Source organism: Citricoccus sp. GCM10030269, from assembly GCF_042665635.1.
In the GTDB taxonomy this organism is placed as follows: Bacteria; Actinomycetota; Actinomycetes; order Actinomycetales; family Micrococcaceae; genus Citricoccus.
On record NZ_JBHTCV010000006.1, the window covers coordinates 174,583 to 195,993 of the forward strand.

The window sequence follows — 21,411 nt, forward strand, 5'->3', positions numbered from 1 at the left end:
CCGTTGAGGCGGGTCGCGGGGCCACACCGGCTCGCAGCAGTATCAGCACCGAACCCGAGACCCGAAGGCGGCCGTATTTCCATGACCACCCTGGTTGTTGCCTCCTCCAAGCACGGCTCCACCCGTGAGATCGCCGAACGGATCGCCAAGGTCCTGCGTGAGAACAAGGGCGTGACCACCGTGGTCGAGGACACGAAGGACGCTCCGAAGTGGCTCGCGACGGTCGAGGCCGTCGTCGTGGCTCTGCCGATCTATGCCGGTTCTCTGGACAAGGCCGGCAAGGCCTTCCTCGACACCTATCGAGCTGAGCTGGCGGGCGTCTCGCTGTTCATCGCGGTCTCCGGCGGTGCCCCCGAGCTGGACGGCGGCCTGCGCGCCACCGTGGACGCCTACGGCGCCCGCGACGTGACCTACCTCCGCGGTGCGCTGTTCGAGGAAAAGCTCAGCTTCAAGGAGAAGCTCCTGATCAAGCTGGCCAAGGGCCAGTACGGCGACTACCGAGACTGGGATGCCGTTGATTCCTGGGGCAAGTCCCTGGCCAACCGCGGCGCCAACTGAGTCAGGCGAAGATCAGGGCGACGGCGATCATCGCCGGGACGGCCACGATCGTCGTCACGAGGATGGTGTCCTTCGAGACCACCATCCCCGTCTCATAGCGCGAGGCCGAGACGAAGATGTTCTGCGCCGTGGGCAGCGATCCCATCACCACGGCCACCAAGAGTTGATGCCCCGACAGGCCGAGGATCGGTCCCGCCACCACCCACGCGAGCACGGGGTGAATCAGCAGTTTGATCGCTGCGGCCAGTACCACATCACCTCGTCGTCCGGCTGCCTTCTCGAGGGGGCGTGAGCCGACCAGGGACATGCCGAACGCGATGAGCATGGCCGGGATCGACGCCCCGGCAATCAGGCTCACGGACTCGGCGACGGGCTCCGGCAGCTGCCATCCAGTGGCCGCGAACACCAGGCCCAACACCGAGCCGATGATCATCGGGTTCAAGGCGATGTGACCGAGCTGCCGCCAGAAGGCGACCCACCGGCTGGCGGGACGGACGGGACCGGGCGCACGGCCGGCGTCGGGCTGGCCTTGTTGGTGATGGAGCTTGCGCGCCCGCGCCTCCGCTGCCGTGGTGGAGTCCAGGGAGGCGACATAGATGGGGGTGTAGATGGCGAGCTGGAAGATCAGCACGGGTGCGGCCAGGGCGGCATCCCCGAGTACGTACGCCGCGATCGGAATACCCAGATTGGCGGAGTTCACCACGGAGGCGCTGAGGGCACCGATGACGGTCTCGGAGCCACTGCGGCGGGGGAGCAGCAGTCGGGCCGCCAGGAGGTAGAGCCCTCCGGCGAGGAACGCGGAGACGGTGGCCACCACGAGCTGGGGACCGAGGACGGACTGGACGTCAGCGGCGGAGAGGGTGTCGAAGAGCAGTGCCGGGCTGGCGACGAAGAAGGCCAACCGGGACAGGACCGGCTGGCCGTGGACGCCGAGGACTCCGGAGCGGCCCGTGGCGTAGCCGACCAGGATGATCACCCAGACCACGGTGAACCCGGAGATCACCTCGATCACCTTAAACCCCCTCCGATTCGGTGCGCTCGGGGGCCGTCTCCAGCAGGATCCGGGCACAAAGAGAGCGGGCGACGGGAATCGAACCCGCGTATCTTGCTTGGGAAGCAAGCGCTCTACCATTGAGCTACGCCCGCAGGACAAGACGATATCGGCCTGTCACGCGCAGTCCAGCTTACACGGTATCCCGGGCGAGTCTGGTCTGGTTGCTGGTGTCGTGGCGGGATCTTGATGTTCCTGAAGCTCGGCGCGCGACGACGCTGGATGGTGCGTAGGTGTGCGTGGGGGAGAGTGCGCTGCGCTACTTTGGGAGGGTGCTTCTCTCTGATCGCGACATCAAGGCCGAGCTCAATTCGCAGCGGATCTGGTTGGACCCCCTGGTGCTGGACATGGTTCAGCCCTCCAGTGTGGACGTGCGTATCGACCGGTTCTTCCGGCTCTTCGACAATCACAAATACGCGCACATCGACCCCTCGGTGCCGCAGGAAGAACTCACCCGGCTGGTCGAGGTGGACCCCGAGGAGCCCTTCATCCTGCACCCTGGAGAGTTCGTGCTGGGCTCCACCTATGAGCGGGTGACCCTGCCGGATGACGTCGCCGCCCGGCTCGAGGGCAAGAGCTCGCTGGGACGGTTGGGACTGTTGACCCACTCGACGGCGGGCTTCATCGACCCCGGCTTCTCGGGTCACGTCACCCTGGAACTGTCCAATATGGCCACCTTGCCCATCAAGCTGTGGCCCGGCTCGAAGATTGGCCAGTTGTGCTTCTTCCGGCTGTCCTCCCCGGCGGAGCATTCGTACGGTTCGGGCCCCTACCTGAACCGCTATCAGGGCCAGCGAGGCCCCACGGCGTCACGCTCTCATCAGAACTTCCACCGGACCGTCATTGAACGCTGACGCGGGCGGGAGTGGGTACGTGCGGGGCCAGCTGACAGCAACTGATGAAGACGGGCCGTTCACTTCGCCGCTTCCCTGACCCAGTAACATGCCCGGCATGAGCACCCCCTCTTCGTCGGCGGCGTCCACGGCCGGCCCCGACCATGCCTCCACCGCTGGCGAATCGTCGGCCGAAGGTCCCCTCGACCGACCGCTGAACCGGCGTCATGTCACCGCGTGGGCCCTGTGGGACTGGGGCTCTGCCTCGTTCAACGCCGTCATGGTGACCTTCGTGTTCGCCACCTACCTGGCGTCTGACTCCTTCGGAGCGGATGACCGGGGCACCCAGTGGTTGGCGGCGGCCAACGCGATCGGCGGGCTCATCGTCGCGCTCACGGCCCCGGTGATCGGTCAGCGCTCCGACCAGGGCGGCCGGCGCAAACTCTGGCTCGGGATCAACACCGTGGCGGTCATCCTGTTGACGGCGCTGTGCTTCTTCGTCCAACCGGATGAGGCCTTCCTGCTGCTGGGCGTCGTCCTCATCGCCGCGGGCAACGTGGCCTTCGAGTTCGCCGGGGTGAACTACAACGCCATGCTGTTGCAGGTGGCCACGCCCAAGACGATCGGCAAAGTCTCCGGCATCGGATGGGGCGCCGGATACGTGGGCGGGATCTTCCTGCTGCTGATCCTCTACGTCGGCTTCATCGCCGGGGACACGCACTGGCTCGGCATCTCCAATGACGAGGCGATGAACATCCGCGTGGTGGCCCTGTTCTCCGGACTGTGGTTCCTGCTCTTCGCCATCCCGCTCTTCGTCAGCATCCCGGAGCACCGGGCCACGGGCGAGAACGAGAAGGTCAGCATCATCGAGTCCTACCGCCGACTGTGGCGCACGATCATGGGCCTGTGGCGCCAACAGCGCAACACGTTCTGGTTCCTCGCGGCCTCGGCGATCTTCCGCGACGGCGTGGCCGCCGTCTTCGCCTACGGAGCCATCCTGGGCACCACTGTCTACGGAGTGGACCCGGCGGACATCCTGCTGTTCGGCATCGCCGCGAACGTGGTCGCCGCCGTCGGCTCCTTCGCCGGTGGCTGGATCGACGACCGGGTGGGGCCCAAGCGGGTCATCATGGGTTCGCTCATCGGCCTGATCGCGGCGGCGGCCATCGTGTTCTTCCTCAACGGCACCACCACCTTCTGGATCTTCGGTCTGCTCCTGTGCTTCTTCGTGGGACCGGTACAGTCCGCATCGCGATCCTTCCTGGGGAGGTTGACCACGGAAGGGCAGGCGGGGGAGATCTACGGGCTCTACGCCACCACGGGACGGGCGGTGTCCTTCCTGACGCCGGCGTTGATCTCCGTGGCCATCGGCCTCAGCGGAGACGCACGGTTCATGGTCCCGGCCATTCTGCTCGTCCTGCTCGCCGGCATGGCCCTGCTCTTCCGGGTGCGTGACCCGAAAGTGGAGGACCACCTCCAGCCGGCCCGCCCGGCCCAGACCGCGCAGCATTAGAGCCAAAGAAAGCCGGCACTAGCCAGGTGGCAGCGGTGACGGCGAATGACTGATCTGGTGATCGCCGTCAGCGCGCCCCGGTATGATGGGAGGGATCCCCCGCCCCGACAGCTGGAGGCTGCCTCGTGCTGACCGTGCTCATTGCGTTGTTCGCAATGGCACTGGTCGCCCCGCTGATCTTCAGGGCCTTCGACCGCAACGGATTCTACGTCCTGGCCGCCGTGCCGGCCCTCGGGTTCTTCTGGTTGGTGTTCCAGCTTCCGCGGGTGCTGGAGCTCCAGAACACCGTCAACTCCGGCGCGGCCGCCCCGGAGAACCTCGACGGCGGCCTGGTCCAGTCCTCCTCGTGGATTCCCGATCTCGGTATCGAGTTCTCCTTCCGGATGGACGCCCTGTCCGCGTACATGGGCCTCATCGTGCTGGGCGTGGGGGCCCTCGTCCTGGCTTACTGCGCTCGCTACTTCAACGCCCACGATTCCCGCAACGGCGCCTTCGGCGGCCAGCTGATCGCCTTCGCCGGCGCAATGTTCGGCCTCGTCACCACCGACGACCTGCTGATCCTCTACACGTTCTGGGAACTGACCTCGGTGCTCTCGTTCCTGCTGATCGGGTACTCGGCACACCGCATCTTCGCTCGCCGTTCCGCCACCCAGGCGCTGATCGTCACCACCTTCGGTGGGCTCGCCATGCTGATCGGACTGGTGATGCTGGGCCAGGCGTCCGGAACCTACCGGCTCTCCGAGATCGTCGCCCGCGGCCCGGAGCTGATGGCCGCGGACGCCGGCGCGTTCCTGGAGTGGGCGATCGTGCTGGTGTTGATCGGCGCGTTGACCAAGTCGGCGCAAGCGCCGTTCCACTTCTGGCTTCCGGCGGCCATGTCCGCTCCGACGCCTGTCTCGGCCTACCTGCACGCCGCGGCCATGGTGAAGGCCGGCGTGTACCTGGTGGCCCGCTTCGCCCCCGCATTCGCCGAGTCGGGCTGGTGGCAGGCTCTGGTGCTGGGCGTCGGTCTCTGGACGATGCTGGTCGGCGGATGGCGTGCGTTGCGACAGACGGACATCAAACTGATCCTCGCCTACGGGACCGTTTCCCAACTCGGATTCCTGCTGGTCGCCAATGGCCTGGGCCATCGGGATGCGGCGATGGCCGGACTGGCCATGCTGGCGGCGCACGCCCTGTTCAAGGCCCCCCTGTTCATGGTGGTGGGCATCATCGACCATGAGGCCGGCACCCGCGACCTGAACAAGCTCTCGGGCGTGGGCCGCAATCACCCTTGGTTGTTCACCACCGCGGTGATCTGTGCTGCCTCCATGGCGGGCATTCCGCCGCTGTTCGGCTTCGTGACCAAGGAGTCGGTCCTCGAGTCCCTCCTGAGCTGGGCGGAGCACGGTTCGGGTGGGGGCCTGTGGGCCACGGTCTGGGCCTGGGCCCCGCTCGTCGGCGTGGCGGTCGGCTCCGTTCTCACGGTGGCCTACTCCGCCCGGTTCCTCTGGGGCGCCTTTGCCGCCAAGGACGTCCGCACGAACGACGTTCCACGCCCCGCCTCACGCCCCGCTCCGCACCAGGCCGACGACACCCGCTTCCGCCGGCCGGTCACGATCGGCGCGCTGGGCCCCTCGGCGCTGCTGGCCCTGGCCTGCGTGATCGGTGCGTTCGTCCCCGCCATCATGGACGCCCTGCCCGTCGCGTTCGGCGGATCCATGCCGCCACTCGAGTCAGCCGGTGAGCCAGCAGGCAAGCCCGCGCACCTGGCCCTGTGGCACGGCATCACGCCGGTCCTGGGGATTTCATTGGCGATCGTCGCACTCGGCCTCGCGCTCTACGCTGCCAAGACGAGGGTGGGCCGGCTCCAGGAGAACATTCCGGCCTGGGTGGACGCCCAACGCATCTACCGGTTCCTGCTGCGCATCCTGGACGACGTGGCCGTGGGCGTCACGGGCCGCACCCAGCGCGGTTCGCTGAGCTTCTATCTCTTCATCATCTTGGCGGTCGCCCTGCTGTCGCCGCTCCTGGCGCTGGTGTTCCCCCAGGAGCACGACGGCGGCTCCGGCCTCGCCGCCGCGATCTTCGGTTCGGCGAACTGGGTGTGGGCGGATTCGGTGGCCCAAGTCCTCATCGGCGCAGCCATCATCACGGGAACACTGGCGGCCATCTGGGCCCGGAAGCGGTTCATGGCCGTGCTGCTGGTCTCCGTGACGGGCTATGGGCTGGCCGCCATGTTCGCCCTCCAGGGAGCCCCCGATCTCGCCCTGACGCAGTTGCTGGTGGAGTCGATCGTGCTGGTGGCCATGGTCCTGGGCCTCCGGGTGCTGCCCGCCGGGTGGTACACCCGACGTCGGACCGGGTTCCGGTGGGCGCACGCAGTGCTGGGCACCCTGTTCGGGTTGGTCATGGTCTGGGTGGCCATCACCGCACTGGCCTCACGGACGGCGGAGCCGATCTCCCTGGAGATGCCCCAACTGTCCTACGAAGACGGAGGTGGCAGCAACATCGTCAACGTGCTGTTGGTGGACATCCGTGCCTGGGACACCTTCGGTGAGATCACGGTGCTGGCCGCGGCCGCCACCGGGGTGGCCTCGTTGATCTTCATCCAGCAGCGTGACCGTCGATCGGGAAATCTGGATCAGGTCGCCTCCGGATCCGTGGGCCGGTACTCCGCCCGGGGACCGCTGGAGACACGGGAACTGGCAGCGGTGCGGAAGTTCGCGATCGTGGACCGTGATCAGTGGCTGGTGGCCGGACGCACCGTGGCCCCGGAACGCCGGTCCATCATCTTCGAGGTGGTCACCCGGCTGATCTTCCACGTGATCATCCTGATGTCCATCTACCTGCTGCTGGCCGGACACAACACTCCCGGTGGCGGGTTCGCCGGTGGCCTGATCGCCGGTCTGGCCCTGACGATCCGCTACCTGGCCGGGGGCCGTTATGAGCTCGAGCAGGCCATGCCCATCCCGGCCGGCGTGCTGCTGGGCTCGGGGTTGGCCGTGGCAGCCATCACCGGGGTGGTTCCGTTGTTCTTCGGCGGAGAGGTGTTCCAGTCGGCGATTCTAGAGGCCACCCTTCCGCTGTTCGGCCACGTCAAGTTCGTCACCGCGAGCATTTTCGATATCGGCGTGTACCTGGTCGTGGTGGGTCTGGTCATCGACGTGCTGCGCTCGCTCGGTTCCGAGGTGGACCGCCGGTCCGAAGCGGAGTCGGCCGCGCAGGTCGAGGCCGACCGCCGCCGTCGGGAAGCCCAGGGCAGGGCTGCGGCCCGGTCCGCCGGCACGGCACCCCGGCAGACCGCCGGCTCCGGGTCCGGTACTGACACCGGTACTGACGCTGGAGCTGGCATCGAGACCGGGACGGGGACCTCATGAGCGTGAACGTGGTGATGCTGCTGACGACGGGCGTCATGTATGCCGGCGGGGTCTACCTGCTGTTGGAACGGACCCTGACCCGGGTGCTGTTCGGGATGATCCTGATCATGAACGCCACCAACTTGCTGATTCTGGTCATGGCGGGTGCGCCGGGGCAGGCCCCGTTGGTGGAGGACGGCGTGAGCCCGAGCGACTACACGGACCCACTGCCGCAAGCGATGATCCTGACCTCGATCGTCATCTCGTTCGCGGTCATCGCCTTCATGGTCGGCATGATCTACCGGTCCTGGAAGGTGGGCCGGCGGGACGAGGTCTTGGTGGACACCGAGGACGTCAAAGTGGCCGAACGGCCCGCCTTCGACGCCGAGGAGGACGCCGAACTGCAAGAGGAACACTCGGAGTTCCTCACCGAGCATGAGGATCCGAACGCCGACTACGAGCATGCCACCGCCGTCGATCCCTCCGCCGTGTCCCCGGCCGTCCGTCAGCGCGGACAGGGCAGCGTTCGTGTGGCGACGACCCGCCAGCGCCGCGACCGCGGTACTGGATCCGGCACTACTCCGAGCTCCGGTGCCGGCGGCGAGCGGGGTTCGAGTGCTGTGGCCGAACCTGAAGAGGGCGAGCAACCGGTGGGCTCACGAGGACACGACGATCACCTTCCGGATGAGGACGAGCGTGCCGGCAGTCCGCGGTCCCGTCCCGACGATGGCCCTGAAACTGGAGCCGACGACGGCCCCCGGAACGGCGGGCAGCGATGACCCTCGACATCGTCTCCCTCGCTCCGCTCTCCGTCCTGCTGCCGATCCTCGGCGCGGCGTTGGCGTTCGTCCTGGTGCGCCGGCCGAAGGCACAGATCGCCGTGACTGTCGGCACCATTGCCCTGACCCTGTCTCTGGAGAGCCTGCTTCTGGCCACCACGTGGGACACCGGGGCCGTGGCCGTGTTCCTCGGGGGATGGGAGGCGCCGTGGGGCATCACCATGGTGGTCGACCGTTTCTCGTCACTGATGCTGGTGATCTCCTCGGCCATCGTGCTCGCGGTTCTGGTCTACGCCTCCGCGCAGGGCATCACCGATCAGGACCAGGGCGGCCCGGTCTCGATCTTCCACCCGACGTTCCTCATCCTCGTGGCGGGCGTCTCCAATGCGTTCCTCGCTGGTGACCTGTTCAACCTGTACGTCGGCTTCGAAATCCTGTTGACGGCGTCGTACGTCCTGTTGACCTTGGGAGGGACGGGTCCGAGAGTCCGGGCCGGGGTGACCTATGTGGTCGTCTCGGTCATCTCCTCGGTGATCTTCCTGATCGCCATCGCCATGATCTACGGGGCCACCGGCACGGTGAACTTGGCGGACCTGGCGGTGAAACTGGCGCAACTGGATCCGGACGTGCAGATGGTTCTGCACGTGATGCTGCTGGTCGGTTTCGGCATCAAGGCCGCCGTCTTCCCGCTGTCCTTCTGGCTACCGGACTCCTATCCCACCGCTCCCGCCCCGGTGACCGCCGTGTTCGCCGGACTGCTGACCAAGGTGGGCGTCTACGCGATCATCCGGACCGAGACGCTGCTGTTCCCGGGAGACCGGGTGAACGCGGTGCTGATGTGGGTGGCCCTGCTGACGATGATCGTCGGCATTCTCGGGGCCCTGGCACAGAACGACATCAAACGTGTTCTGTCCTTCACTCTCGTCTCGCACATCGGCTTCATGATCTTCGGGGTGGCCCTCTCCAGCGTCCTGGGACTCGGTGCCACGATCTTCTACGTGGTTCACCACATCACCGTGCAGACGGCGCTGTTCCTGGTCACCGGGCTCATCGAGCAACGGGCCGGTTCGGCCAACATCGACCGGCTCGGTGGCCTGGCGCGGATCTCCCCGCTGGCCGCGGTCCTGTTCTTCATCCCGGCGATGAACCTGGGCGGCATCCCACCGTTCTCCGGTTTCCTGGCGAAGGTCGGCCTCATCCAAGCCGGCGTCGGGGCGGACACCACGATGGCCTGGGCCCTGGTGGTGGCATCCGTGGTGACCTCGCTGCTGACCCTGCTGGTGATGGTCAGGGTGTGGGCGCGGGCCTTCTGGCGGCGGATGGAGGACGTGGAACATCCTCCGGCCAAGCTGACCATCGCGCTGGAGGAGTCGGAGGCTCGGCGAGACGGGCGCGCCGTCAAGACCAAGCTGGCCAAGGGGCCAGCGCGAGGCATGGTCTATCCGACCATCGGTCTGGTCACGCTCGGTCTGGCGTTCACGGTACTGGCCAGTCCGCTCTATGCGTTCTCCGACCGCGCCTCCACGGATATGCTCACCCGCACTCCCTACATCGAGGCGGTCCTGGGCCGGGACGCGGCCGCCCAGGCTCTGAGGGACGTGGGCGGCCTGGAGGAGCAGGGCATCGATGTCCCGGAACGGGACCAGTCCGGTCCCGGGAAGATGGAGCCTCTCGAAGGAGACAGCGAAGGGCACGACGCCGGTACCCGCCGGCACGAGCACGAGGTTACCGAACCGGCCAGCGAACCCAGCGGCGAATCCGCCAGCGCACCGGCCGGCGGAGCGGAAGGCGGGCGGCCATGAGTCTCAATCAGCATGACCCTCGCCGGCATGACACCAGCCAGCACGACTCCAGCCAGCACCACTCCGCCGCGCAGCCCGACCAGGGTGCACCCGAAGAACGTGCCCAGTGGTGGAGCCAATGGGTGATCCTGTTGGGGTTGACGCTCACGTGGGGCGCACTGTGGCAGGACTTCTCTCCAGGGGTCCTGGTGGCCGGCGTCGGGGTTTCGCTTCTGGTGTTGTGGTTCTATCGGCTGCCGAAGGTGAGCTTCTCGGACCGGATCAACCTCTGGTACGTCCTGGTCTTCACGGTCCGGTTCCTGTGGCATGTGGTGACCGCGTCGGTCTCGGTGGCGCGGGACGCCATTGTTCGTGGTCCGGGGATCGTCAACGCGGTGGTGGCCGTGCGGCTGCGCAGCCACGATGACCTCATCGTCACCCTCACCGGTCACGCCCTGGCGTTGGTCCCCGGTTCGCTGGTGATCGATGTGGACCGGCCGACGTCGACCCTGTTCCTGCACTGCCTCAACATGGAGAGCATGGAGGAGGTCGAGCTGTTCCGAGCCCGGGCGCTTGAAACGGAGGCCGCTGTCATCCGTGCCATTGGCACCAAAGCCGATCTGGCGCTGGTCAAGGACAGCGAAGCGGCCGGTTCGGATGCGACCAGCTCAGACCCAGCCACCTCAGACCCGGCCGGCTCAGAAGGACCAGAAGGGGAGGCGCGCTGATGACCATGCTCGAGATCGCCGGGATCGTCTGCATCGTGCTGCTCGGCCTGGGCGCGTTGGCCGCGATCTACCGGATCGTCCGGGGGCCGTCCATCCTGGACCGGGCCATCGCCACGGACGTGCTGCTGATCACCGTGTCTTCGGCGCTCTGCGTGGACATGGCCGTCAACCACCACACGGACCACGTGATGTTCGTGGTGGCGGCCTCGGTGATCGGATTCATCGGATCCGTGACGATCTCCCGGTTCGTGGCGGAGTCACGGAAGGAGCCGAGCGAACATGGGTGATGTGCTGAACGGCCTGCCGGAGTGGCCGGTGATCGCCGACGGCCTCGCTGCGGTCCTGCTGGTCCTCGGGTCCCTGTTGTCCACGGTGGCGGGCATCGGTCTGTTCCGGTTCCCCGACCAATTGTCCCGGATGCATGCCGGCACCAAGCCCCAGGTGCTGGGACTGCTACTCGTGCTGACGGCGGTGGCCCTGGCGTGGCGGGCGTGGGTGTGGATCCCCGTCCTGCTGCTGGCGTGGGTGCTGCAGATGCTCACCGCACCGGTGTCCGCACACTTGGTGGGCCGAGCCGGTTACCGCACCAAACACCTCAGGCCGGAGTACCTGTACGTGGACGAGCTGGCCGACGTGGTCGCGCGTCAGGACGACGAGGGTAAGCCCGTCAGTTCAGCCGATGAGCGCACGGTGCCCACCCCGGACCCGACCGATTCCTCGGACCGGGACTGACTCTCAGACCTCGCCGGTGCCGATCTTGGCCTTCTTGGCCTGCGAGCGAGCGGCCATGGCCTTGCTGGCCTTCTTCGCGCCGCGCTGCGAGGTCACGCGGATCAGTGCCGTGATGCCGGCAGAGATGGTGGCGAAGGTGATGGCGCCCCACATGTTGTTCTCGGTGTCGTCGACGTCCTTGGGGGCGTCGTGCCCGGTGGCCTTGCGCCAGGTGTAGTCAACGATCTTGGTGCCGACATAGCCACCGATGAGGGTGATCGCGGTACTGATGATGCGTTCCGTGAGCTTGTTCATGGGGGTGTCCTCCCGGCTGGGCTGTGTGGTCGCGTCCAGCCTATCCGCTCGGTGGGTTGATCGCTTCTGTGGTGCATTATGCTGGACGGACACTGTGAACGACAGGGGAGCACCTCCGGGTGCTGAGAGTGCGCGCAGCGCAGACCCTCGAACCTGCACCGGCTAGCACCGGCGAAGGAAGTCGAGTTCTCTGATGAAACTTCAGAACACCGTCCACCGGTCCGGTTCACCGGAAACCGTGGAAACCGCGGAGTCCGTTTCATCCCCCTCCTTGGAACCTTGAGGAGGACAACATGGTCTCATCCCAGACCAATCACCAACACACCACTCCCGACGCCGGCCGCTCGCCGGAGGCCGGAAGCTCACCCACCGCGGGCGGTACGTCCGATCCGGGACGGCCAACGGCGCACAACACGGCGACCAGCACGGGGGCCACCACGGGGACCACCACCGCTCAGAATCGCCGCACGTGGCGCGTCGTGGACATCGTGGTGGCCGCGGTGATCGCCGTGGCCTCCGGGGTGATCTTCTGGGCCTGGAATCTGGCCTACGCGGGCCTCAGCCCGGCCTTCGCGGCGTTCCCGCCGTCGTCGGGACTCGTGGCGGGGTTGTGGCTGTTCCCCGCCGTGCTCGGCGGGCTCATCATCCGCCGGCCCGGAGCGGCCCTGTTTACCGAACTCGTCGCCGCCACCGTCTCGGCCCTGCTGGGTTCCCAGTTCGGGCTCACCGTGCTGGCCTCCGGACTGGTCCAGGGACTCGGCGCCGAGCTGATCCTGCTGCTGTTCCTCTACCGCCGATTCACGCTGCCGGTGGCCCTGCTCGCCGGATTGCTCACCGGTCTGTTCGGCGGGATCAACGACGCCTTCATCTTCAACTGGTTCCCCGAGTACACGATGGACTGGAAGCTGATCTACGTGGCTCTGGTCGGGGTGTCCGGGCTCTTGATCGCCGGTCTGCTCTCGTGGCTGGCCACCCGCGGGCTGGCCGCCACCGGCGCGCTGTCCGCCTTGGCGTCCCGCCGTGCGCATCAGGAGTCGGTGGCCTGACCATTGGCCAAGGCTGGACCAGGGGCTGAATCTCGGGCCCGACCGGGGACTGGCCCGGGTGCTGGTCCGGGGGCCGTTTCCGGTGCTGGATCCGGGACGGTGTCCGGGGCGACCGTCCGCGCCGAGGGCTGGGGTTGGCGGCACGCTGGTCGGTCCGCCGCCGCCGTCGCCGGTCTGGATCTGACGGTGCCGGCGGGCCAGAAGGTGCTGCTGGCCGGTCCCTCCGGTGCGGGCAAGTCGACGCTGTTGTACGCGCTCGCCGGGGTTCTGGACCCTGCCGACGAGTCTGAGGAGACCGGCCGGCTCCTCGTCAACGGTGTGTCGTCCCGGGAGCAGCGTGGACATGCCGGGCTGGTGCAGCAGGACCCGGAGACGCAGGTGATTCTCTCCCGGGTGGGGGACGACGTGGCGTTCGGCGCCGAGAATCTGCAGGTGCCGCGCGAGGAGATCTGGGAACGGGTCCGGGACGCGCTGTCCGCCGTCGGTCTCGGCGCCGACGAGGGAATCTCCCTGGACCGGGACACCTCGAAGCTCTCCGGTGGGCAGAAGCAGCGACTCGCTCTGGCAGGGATCCTGGCCATGCGGCCACCGCTGGTACTGCTCGATGAACCGACGGCCAACCTGGATCCGGCCGGCGTGATCGAGGTGCGGGACGCCGTCGAGGCTCTGATCGAGCGCACCGGGGCGACCCTGATCGTCGTGGAGCACCGCCTGAGCGTGTGGGCCGAGCACGTGGACCGGCTGGTGGTGCTCGAGCCCGGCGGGGGCATCAGCCACGACGGCGGCCCGGCCGAGTTGTTGGACTCCGGCCCCGTCCGGGATGAGCTGGCCTCGGCTGGACTCTGGGTGCCCGGCCACGTCCCCACCCCCATCTCTGGCAACTGGAGGTCAAAAGTGCCCCAGAATGGCGGGTTTTCGGAGCGAAACCGGGGCACTTTTGACCACCAGACGCGGGGTGGCGGGATGGAGGAGAGCGCGCTGTTGACGGCTCGGGGACTGGCGGTCTCGAAGGAACCCGTCACACCCGGATGGCGGCGACGTTTCGGACCACCGCCCCGGCCGGTTCAGCGCGGGCTGGACGTGGACCTGCGGGCAGGCGAGGCCGTCGTTGTGACGGGGGCCAATGGCAGCGGTAAATCGACCTTGCTGCTCACGTTGGCCGGTCTGATTCCGACCCATGCCGGCACGCTGACGGCGGGTCGAGCGCTCAAAGGGGACCAGGGCGACAGTCTGCCCGACGATCCGTACCGCTGGAAGGCCGCCGATCTGGTGAGCCGGATCGGCACCGTGTTTCAAGAGCCCGAGCACCAGTTCGTGGCCACCACGGTCCGCGATGAGCTGCTGTTCGGCCCTCGCCATGCCCGGAATCCCGAGACGGGCCGACGCCTCTGGACGGACGAGGAAGCGGAGGCCCGGGCGGACGAACTGCTGGAGGTCCTGAACCTGACCGCGCTGGCCGAGGTCAACCCGTACACGCTCTCGGGCGGGGAGAAGCGGCGGCTCTCGGTGGCGACAGTGTTGGCCGCCGGGCCGGAGATGGTGTTCCTGGATGAGCCGACCTTCGGTCAGGACGCCAACACGTGGGCCGTGCTGACCGGGCTGCTCCGCGATCTGGGCGCGGACGGATGCTCGGTCCTGGCCGTGACCCATGACGTTGACTTCGCCGCCGTCCTCGACGCTGACGTGATGGAGCTGGAGCCCCCGAGGGAGTCCACCCCGTGACGCCGCTGGAACGGGCCAACCCGCTGGCGAAGGTGGCAGCCCTGCTGCCCATCACCGCCGTGCTGGTGATGACCATGGACTGGGCGTCCTCCGGCCTCGTCTTGGTCACCGCCGTGGCCCTGTTGCCGCTGTCCGGCATCCGGCCCGGAGAGTTCTTCCGGCGGGCGTGGGTGTTGGCGGCGGCGGCCTTGGTGGCCGCCTGGGGCACGGCCCTGGTGGGGGACGACGCCGGCCGGACACTTCTCGAGGCCGGTCCGGTGACCATCTCGGAGGGCTCCCTGCTGGCAGGACTGGCCACCGGCCTCCGGATCCTGGCCGTTGCCCTGCCCGGAGTGATGATCTTCATCACCACCGACCCGACCGATCTGGCCGATGCCCTCGCACAGCGGCTCAAGCTCCCGGCGCGGTTCGTGCTGGGGGCACTCGCCGCCTTCCGATTGCTCGGCGTCCTGACCGAGGAATGGCGGACCCTCGGTCAGGCGCGACGGGCCCGCGGTGTGGGAGCCGGAGGCCATCCCGTCCGCCGCACCACCTCCTGGCTGGGACAGGTCTTCGGCCTGATGGTTCAGGCCATTCGACGCGCCACCAGGCTCGCCGTGACCATGGAGGCGCGGGGCTTCGGCACGGGGGAGCGGACCTGGGCCCGAGAGTCCAGCTTCGGCGCCGTGGATGTCTGGGTGGTGCTGGGCGGCTGTGCTCTGGCCGGGCTGGCCGTGGGGTTGTCCGTGGCCACCGGTGCCTGGAACCTCGTCTGGGCCTGACGCGGATCTAGGAGTGAAGCGGGTCTACGCCTGATGCGGGTCTAGGACGTGGGGCCGTGCTCGCCGGGTTCCAGGTCTTCGGCGAGGAAGCGATGCAGCTGCTCCGTGAGTTCCGCGTCCTGCGGCAGCGCCTCGCCGTCGAGGTGAGTCACCGGGGCCACGCCGCGCACGGAGGAGACCAGCCACACGGCATCCGCGTCGAACAGATCGGAGGTCTCCAGTGGTCCATAGCCCAGATCCCAGCCGGCACGTTCGGCGGCCGCGAAGATCGTGCCCTGCGTGGTGCCCGGCAGGATGCCGGTGTTGCGGAGGGGCGTGACGAGTTCGATGGCCTGGGGCCCGCCCTGCTCGGGCCCGCCCCGCTGCGGGACCCGGCGGGCGAGCAAGACCGTGGACGTCGGCCCTTCCAAGATCTGGCCGTCCGAGGAGAAGAAGATGACATCGTCCGCGCCTTGGGAGGCCGCGTGGCGCAGGGCGGCCATGTTCACGGCGTAGCTCAACGACTTGGTACCGAGCAGCAGCCACGGCGCCCGTTCGGCCACGCTGGAATCGAAGCCACGGTCCAGCAGCAACACCTTCAGCCCGCGCTCCCGGGCAGCGGCGAAGGCTGGCGATACGGGTGAGACCAGCACCCAGTACGTTCCGCTCGGCGACATGGGTTCCGAGGTGCGCTCCGAGGTGCGCTCTGAGGTGCGCTCTGTGGTGGAGCCCGGCGTGGGTTCGGGACCGCGGGTGGCCACCAGCTTGACGACGGCGTCCGCCCCGGGGTTCGTCTCAGCGAACGCCTCCAGGCCGGCCCGAGCGGCCCGGCGCCAGAGTTCGGCCGCGGGAATCGGCAGTTCGAGGGCGGCCGCTGAGGAGGCGAGGCGTTCGAGGTGGGACTCTTCCTTGCGGATACGGTAACCGCCGGCCTGCGCGGGTGCGGAGGTTCTCGAGGCATCCGACGAGTCGCTGCGCGGCACCGCCGTCATGGTCTCGAAGACACCGTCGCCCCGTGTGAGCCCCTGATCCGTGACCAGGATGGCCGGCGTGCGGGGATCGGCCACCCGGATGCCGAGGTGTGCGTCCCGGCCGCCTGATCCGCCGCCCGGCCCGGCACCCATCGCGACGCCCGGCCCGGAAGCCAATCCGCCGCCGTCGTGCTGGGCCTCGATGAAGACGACGACGGACTGCCCGGGATCCGGGACGAAGGATGCGGACGCCTCAATCATGCAGTCCAGCCTACGCAGACGGGCGGTCGGACTCCTTCGCCACGCCCGAGCCCTCGTCCTCAGTGGCGGACTCCGCACCGACCAGCTCGGGATCCGTGTAACCGTGGTTGCGCTCGAGCGAGGCACCCTCGACGTCCACATTGGGCAGGATCCGGTCGATCCACCGCGGCAACCACCAGGCGGCCTTGCCGAACAGATGCATCAGCGAGGGGATCAGCAGCAGGCGGACGATGAAGGCGTCCACGAGCACACCGAAGGCCAGGCCGAATCCGATCGGCCGGATCATGGCGGATTCGGAGAACACGAAGCCACCGAACACGCTGATCATGATGATGGCCGCGGCGATGACCACGGACCGGCCAGCGTGCATTCCCTGCTGGACCGCCACCCTGGCCGGCGAGCCGTGCGCGAACGCCTCGCGCATGCCGGAGGAGATGAACAACTGATAGTCCATCGCCAGCCCGAACAGCACGCCCACCATGATGGTCGGCAGGAACGCCAGGATCGGGGCCGGGTGATGCACCTGGAACGCCTCGGCGAGCCAGCCCCACTGATAGATGGCCACCACGCCGCCCATGGCCGCGAACGCGGAGAGGATGAACCCGCCCGTGGCGATCAGCGGCACCAGCAACGAGCGGAACACCAGAATCATGATGAGCAGCGAGAGCCCGACGACGACGCCCAGGTAGATCGGCAGCGCGTCGGCGAGCTTTTCAGCCACATCGACGAAACCACTGGTGTTGCCCGCGACGGCCAGGTTCGTGGAGTCGGACTCCGGCTCCGTTTCGCGCAGTGTGTGCACCAGGTTCTCGGTGGACACGGCGTTCGGGCCGTCCTCGGGGATGACCTGGAACATGGCCATGCTGTTGTCCTCGGACACGGCGGCCGGGACCACCGAGGAGACGTGGTCCAGCTCCTTCAACTGGTGGGCCACCGCCAGCTGTTCGTCCATCACCTCGGTGTCGTCCAGTCCGGAGGGCAGATCGGCGGTCACGACGAGCGGACCGTTGCGCCCCTCACCGAAGGTGTCGGAGATGGTCATGTACGCCTGGTAGCTCGCGGACTCCGGGGGTTCTGACGCGCCATCGGGCAGCCCGAGACGCATCGAGAAGAACGGAATGGCGATGACGCCCAGCAGCACGATGGTCCCGATGGAGGTGAGCACCGCCCGGGGAGTCGACATCGGCTTCACGGCCGGGGCCGCATGGGAGCCGGCGGACGAGGACGAGGAGGACGACCGCGCGTCGTCGACGCCGGCCGCGTGCCGTCCGTGGCTGATCGTCGCGGCGCTGGCGGAATCCGCCGCCGCCCGCTCCTTCTTGCTGAGCACGCGGTGCTTCGCCAGACCGAGCAGGGCGGGCATCATCGTGATGGCGATCATCACGGCCAGGGCCACGCAGACAGCGCCGACCGTGCCCATCAGGCCCAGGAACGGGATACCCGTGACGTTCAGGGCGGCCAGCGCGATGACGACGGTCAGCCCGGCGAACACCACGGCGTTGCCGGAGGTGCCGGTCGCCAAGCCGATGGACTCGTAGAGTTCCACGCCGTCCTTGAGCTGGCGGCGGTGGCGGTTGATGATGAACAGGGCGTAGTCGATGCCCACGGCCAGTCCGAGCATCAGGCCGAGCACGGGCGTCACGGACAGCATGTCGATAGTGCCCGAGAAGGCCAGTGTGCTGGTGGCCCCGATCCCGACGCCGACCAGTGCGGTCAGGATCGGCAGGCCGGCGGCCACGAAGGTGCCCAGCATGATGAACAGCACGATGCCGGCGATGACCAGGCCGATGGCCTCCGCCGCGCCGGCGAGCTGCGGCACGGACTGCGAGAGATCGTTGGCGGGGAGGACCTCGACCCCGTCGATCTGGGCGTCGGTCAGCGTCCCGACCACCTCGTCCTTGACCTCGGTGGAGATCTCCATCAACGGGGCGGTGAAGGTCACCGAGCCGATGGCTGCCGTTCCGTCCTCGGACACGGTCCGGTACTCCTCGGCGAGGGCGAGCATGTCCTCACCCTGCTCCAGCTGGGTCTCGCCGTCCTCGAGTTCCTGCTTCTTCTGATCGAGTTCTTCCTGATTGGCCTGAATCTCTTCGCGGCCGTCCTCGAGCTGAGCCTTCCCGGCGTCCAGCTGTTGCTGCTGAGCGTCCAGGGCTGCCTGTTGCTGTTCCAGTTGGGCCATCTGGGCCGCGGGGGCGCCGGCGGCCTCCGCCTGGGCGCGGGCGGCATCCAACTGTTCTTGAGCGGCGTCGAGCTGTTCCTGACCGGACTGGAGCTCGGCTTCGGAGGCCTCGAGCTGTTCCTGCGCTTCGTCGATCTGCGCCTGACCGTCTTCCAGTTGGGTCCGGCCCTCCTCGAGCTCGGCACGGTTGTCCTCGATCTCCTGCTGGTTGGAGTCCTTCTCCGCCTCGGTGGCGAAGGGATCCAGGACGGAATCCACGCCGTCGAGCTCCTCAACCTCCGTGAGCAGATCCGCGATCTCCTGACGCTGAGCGTCAGTGAACTCGGTACCGTCCTCCGTGCGGAACACCACGGAGCCGGAGCCATTGGCCGCCTCGGGGAACTCCTCCGAGAGCCGATCGGTGACCTGGCTGGTGGGCGTTCCGGGAATGGTGATGGAGGTGGTCAGGGTCCCGCCGAAGGCCAGGAACCCGCCGACGGACAGGGCCAGGACGACGACCCAGGCCCCGATGACCGCCCAGGGGCGCTTCGAGGAACCGAAGCCGAGTCGGTAGAGCAGTTCTGCCATGGAAAGGCGCTCCTTCGGAGGAGATGAGTACAACGATGGGTCCAGACGGGTGACGGGTCGGAATGGTTGGGGGGACGGACCGACCCGTCACCGACTATAGTGGACGGAACGTCTCGTATCGAAATAGGCGATGGAGAGAATGACCACGGAGGTTGTGGTGAACGCTGACGAATTGAGGGGACCGACTGAGCATCGGGGCCGGCCGCGGAGTGAGAAATCCCGCGTGGCCGTGCTGCAGGCGGCGGCGGACCACATGGTGGACTTTGGCTTCCAGGACCTCACGGTGGAAGGGCTGGCGACGTCGGCCGGTGTGAGCAAACAGACAATTTATCGCTGGTGGGGGTCCAAGACCGACGTCGTCGTCGAGTCCATGGCCGAGGGCTACCTGGTGAGTCCGCTGGGTGGTCCGGCAGACACGGGGGACCTGCGTGTCGATCTGGAACGGTGGATCGGCGAGCTCAAGGCCGAGATCGAACAACCGGAGTCGGCGCGATTGGTGCAGGCCATCCTCTCAGCACTGACCTCAGCGGGAGGGACCTCCTCAGCGATCCAAGCCTCCCTCATCCGCCCGATCATGGAAAGCCTGGACGAACGCTTCCGCGCGCACGACCGCACCCACCCCGGCAGCCTGCCGGCGCCGCCGTCGTTCTTGGCCGAGACCGTGGGGGCGAGCCTGCTGTTGCACGTGATGTTCTCCCTGCCGATGTCCTCGGAGTGGATCGACCAGCTGATGAGCCTCGTGACGCCTTCACGGGACGGCGATCACTCGAGCCGACCGTAGGCTGAGGAAATGCTCTGGCCTGTCGCTGAGTTCAGCACCTTCCCCACGTGGCTCAGCGTGGTGTTCTGGGTCGTGGACGTGGGTATCCGCGTACTGCTGCTCGGCATCGTCCCGGGTGGCCGTCGTCCCGCCGTGGCCATGGCATGGCTGCTGATCATCTTCTTCCTGCCGTTGCCCGGTCTGGTCCTGTTCCTGCTGTTCGGCTCGTTCCGACTGGGCGGGCCGCGCCGTTCACGCCAGCGAGCGGTCAGTCAGGCCCTGGGCCGGGCCACCGCGCATCTGGAACTGCCCAACGACGCCGGCCAGGCGCCCGGATACGTGGCCTCGGCGGCCGCATTGAGCCGGAATCTGACGAGCTTTCCCATGTTGGACGGCAACGGGTTCGAGTTCATCACGGACTACCGCGCCTCCCTGCAGAGGATGGCCGATGACATCGACAACGCGAAGCACTACGTCCACCTGGTCTTCTACATCCTGGCGGACGACCCCGAGGATCGGCAGGGCTACACCTCGGTGGTGCTGGAAGCCCTCGAGCGCGCCCATCGGCGCGGGGTGAAGGTGCGCATCCTCTTCGACCACATCGGTTCGCTGCGGGTCAGGGGCCATCGGAAGCTGCGGCAGCGACTCGACGCCGCGGGACTGGAATACCACGAGACCATGCCGGTGCTGCCCTGGCGCGGCAAGTATCAGCGCCCGGACTTGCGCAACCACCGCAAGATCCTTGTGGTGGACGGACTCGTCGGCTACACGGGCTCGCAGAACCTCATCGAACCCGGGTACAAGCAGCCCGCAGCACACCGGATGGGCCGCGCCTGGGTGGACCTGATGGCCCGGGTCACCGGCCCGATCGTTGCCTCGCTGGACATCGTGTTCGTCACTGACTGGTACTCGGAGACCGGCGACCCCCTCGAGGGGGCGATCCGGGATCCCGACCCGACGGAGCTGGACGTGGACGAGGGCAGCATCGCCCAAGTGATTCCCTCCGGACCGGGTTTCGCCAATGAGAACAATCTGCGCCTGTTCAACTACCTCTTCTACTCCGCGAGCAAACGACTCGTGGTGGTCTCCCCGTATCTGGTGCCGGACGACTCGATGCTCTACGCGCTGACCACCGCGGCCCAGCGGGGCGTTCACGTGGAGCTCTACGTCTGCCGCAAGGCCGATCAGTTCATGGTCCACCATGCCCAGCAGTCCTACTACCACGCCCTGTTGGAGGCGGGGATCCAGATCTTCCGCTATCCCGATCCGAATGTGTTGCATGCCAAGTTCTTCACGATCGACGAGGACGTGGCCGTGTTCGGATCCTCGAACATGGATATGCGCTCCTTCTCGCTGAACATGGAGGTCTCCGTGTTGACGGTCGGCTCAGAGATGGTCGATGCCCTTCAGTCGGTGGTGGAGCAGTACCGATCCGTGTCCGAGGAGCTGACCCTCGAGCAATGGGAGGGTCGGCCGCGACTCAAGCGCTGGGTGGACAACGTCTTCCGCCTCACCTCCGCTCTGCAGTAGCGCCGAACATCGCTTTGCGGGCAGAACG

The 21,411-nt window shown here is 67.5% G+C and carries 18 protein-coding genes, 1 tRNA gene and 1 riboswitch; of the genes, 14 read left to right on the plus strand and 5 right to left on the minus strand.

All coding sequences use genetic code 11. The features are described 5' to 3' along the window. The first annotated feature begins 81 nt into the window (after positions 1-81). Positions 82-558, plus strand: coding sequence for a flavodoxin domain-containing protein (locus tag ACFQQD_RS13815; RefSeq protein ID WP_378090454.1), 477 nt, complete (start codon positions 82-84; stop codon positions 556-558). A gap of 1 nt (position 559) precedes the next feature. On the opposite strand, the gene ACFQQD_RS13820 is transcribed toward ACFQQD_RS13815, so the two are convergent. Together ACFQQD_RS13820 and ACFQQD_RS13825 are read right to left on the minus strand one after the other, a co-directional pair. Further along, complete coding sequence (locus ACFQQD_RS13820) at positions 560-1,570, minus strand: AEC family transporter (RefSeq protein WP_378090456.1); 1,011 nt, start codon at positions 1,568-1,570, stop codon at positions 560-562. 63 nt (positions 1,571-1,633) lie between these two features. Then, positions 1,634-1,704 (minus strand) — tRNA-Gly (locus ACFQQD_RS13825). Positions 1,705-1,881: 177 nt separating this feature from the next. On the opposite strand from ACFQQD_RS13825, the gene dcd reads away from it, so the two are divergent. The 8 genes from dcd to mnhG all read left to right on the plus strand — a co-directional run bounded on the left by dcd (position 1,882) and on the right by mnhG (position 11,313). Further along, positions 1,882-2,463, plus strand: a complete 582-nt coding sequence (gene dcd / locus ACFQQD_RS13830; RefSeq protein WP_378090458.1) for a dCTP deaminase — start codon at positions 1,882-1,884, stop codon at positions 2,461-2,463. A gap of 97 nt (positions 2,464-2,560) precedes the next feature. Beyond that, positions 2,561-3,955 carry an MFS transporter gene (locus ACFQQD_RS13835; RefSeq protein WP_378090460.1) on the plus strand — a complete coding sequence of 465 codons (1,395 nt, stop codon included), beginning with the start codon at positions 2,561-2,563 and terminating at the stop codon, positions 3,953-3,955. A gap of 125 nt (positions 3,956-4,080) precedes the next feature. Further along, positions 4,081-7,314 (plus strand): Na+/H+ antiporter subunit A, encoded by a 3,234-nt coding sequence (locus ACFQQD_RS13840; protein ID WP_378090462.1) that lies wholly within the window; start codon positions 4,081-4,083, stop codon positions 7,312-7,314. After that, on the plus strand, positions 7,311-8,072 hold the full coding sequence (locus ACFQQD_RS13845; RefSeq protein ID WP_378090464.1) for a Na(+)/H(+) antiporter subunit C: 762 nt from the start codon (positions 7,311-7,313) through the stop codon (positions 8,070-8,072). The genes ACFQQD_RS13840 and ACFQQD_RS13845 overlap by 4 nt, the downstream gene beginning before the upstream one ends. Beyond that, entirely contained in the window at positions 8,069-9,874 is a 1,806-nt protein-coding gene (locus ACFQQD_RS13850) for a Na+/H+ antiporter subunit D (RefSeq protein ID WP_378090466.1), read from the plus strand. Before ACFQQD_RS13845 ends, ACFQQD_RS13850 begins: the two co-directional genes overlap by 4 nt. Next, positions 9,871-10,581, plus strand: coding sequence for a Na+/H+ antiporter subunit E (locus ACFQQD_RS13855; RefSeq protein ID WP_378090468.1), 711 nt, complete (start codon positions 9,871-9,873; stop codon positions 10,579-10,581). Before ACFQQD_RS13850 ends, ACFQQD_RS13855 begins: the two co-directional genes overlap by 4 nt. Before the next feature lie 5 nt (positions 10,582-10,586). Next, positions 10,587-10,868, plus strand: a complete 282-nt coding sequence (locus ACFQQD_RS13860) for a monovalent cation/H+ antiporter complex subunit F (RefSeq protein WP_378090517.1) — start codon at positions 10,587-10,589, stop codon at positions 10,866-10,868. Next, positions 10,861-11,313, plus strand: coding sequence for a monovalent cation/H(+) antiporter subunit G (mnhG, locus tag ACFQQD_RS13865; protein ID WP_378090470.1), 453 nt, complete (start codon positions 10,861-10,863; stop codon positions 11,311-11,313). Before ACFQQD_RS13860 ends, mnhG begins: the two co-directional genes overlap by 8 nt. A 3-nt stretch (positions 11,314-11,316) precedes the next feature. On the opposite strand, the gene ACFQQD_RS13870 is transcribed toward mnhG, so the two are convergent. Further along, entirely contained in the window at positions 11,317-11,607 is a 291-nt protein-coding gene (locus tag ACFQQD_RS13870; RefSeq protein WP_378090472.1) for a DUF4235 domain-containing protein, read from the minus strand. Between the two features lie 93 nt (positions 11,608-11,700). Next, a riboswitch (TPP riboswitch) is annotated at positions 11,701-11,804 on the plus strand. Between the two features lie 96 nt (positions 11,805-11,900). Between ACFQQD_RS13870 and ACFQQD_RS13875 the strand changes: the two genes are divergently transcribed. The 3 genes from ACFQQD_RS13875 to ACFQQD_RS13885 all read left to right on the plus strand — a co-directional run bounded on the left by ACFQQD_RS13875 (position 11,901) and on the right by ACFQQD_RS13885 (position 15,136). Further along, positions 11,901-12,653 carry an ECF transporter S component gene (locus ACFQQD_RS13875; RefSeq protein WP_378090474.1) on the plus strand — a complete coding sequence of 251 codons (753 nt, stop codon included), beginning with the start codon at positions 11,901-11,903 and terminating at the stop codon, positions 12,651-12,653. A 99-nt stretch (positions 12,654-12,752) separates the two neighbouring features. Beyond that, on the plus strand, positions 12,753-14,375 hold the full coding sequence (locus ACFQQD_RS13880; RefSeq protein ID WP_378090476.1) for an ABC transporter ATP-binding protein: 1,623 nt from the start codon (positions 12,753-12,755) through the stop codon (positions 14,373-14,375). Then, complete coding sequence (locus tag ACFQQD_RS13885) at positions 14,372-15,136, plus strand: energy-coupling factor transporter transmembrane component T family protein (protein ID WP_378090478.1); 765 nt, start codon at positions 14,372-14,374, stop codon at positions 15,134-15,136. Before ACFQQD_RS13880 ends, ACFQQD_RS13885 begins: the two co-directional genes overlap by 4 nt. A 41-nt stretch (positions 15,137-15,177) precedes the next feature. Here the strand turns inward: ACFQQD_RS13885 and ACFQQD_RS13890 are convergent, their stop codons facing one another. After that, a complete protein-coding gene (locus ACFQQD_RS13890) occupies positions 15,178-16,347 on the minus strand; it encodes an aminotransferase class IV (protein ID WP_378090481.1) in 1,170 nt (389 codons plus the stop codon). Positions 16,348-16,357: 10 nt separating this feature from the next. Next, positions 16,358-19,093 carry an MMPL family transporter gene (locus tag ACFQQD_RS13895; protein ID WP_378090483.1) on the minus strand — a complete coding sequence of 912 codons (2,736 nt, stop codon included), beginning with the start codon at positions 19,091-19,093 and terminating at the stop codon, positions 16,358-16,360. 139 nt (positions 19,094-19,232) lie between these two features. Here ACFQQD_RS13895 and ACFQQD_RS13900 point away from each other — a divergent pair, with 139 nt between their 5' ends. Together ACFQQD_RS13900 and cls are read left to right on the plus strand one after the other, a co-directional pair. Beyond that, positions 19,233-19,874 carry a TetR/AcrR family transcriptional regulator gene (locus tag ACFQQD_RS13900; RefSeq protein ID WP_378090485.1) on the plus strand — a complete coding sequence of 214 codons (642 nt, stop codon included), beginning with the start codon at positions 19,233-19,235 and terminating at the stop codon, positions 19,872-19,874. Positions 19,875-19,883: 9 nt separating this feature from the next. Then, positions 19,884-21,383 carry a cardiolipin synthase gene (gene cls, locus ACFQQD_RS13905; protein ID WP_378090487.1) on the plus strand — a complete coding sequence of 500 codons (1,500 nt, stop codon included), beginning with the start codon at positions 19,884-19,886 and terminating at the stop codon, positions 21,381-21,383. Positions 21,384-21,411: the final 28 nt, after the last annotated feature.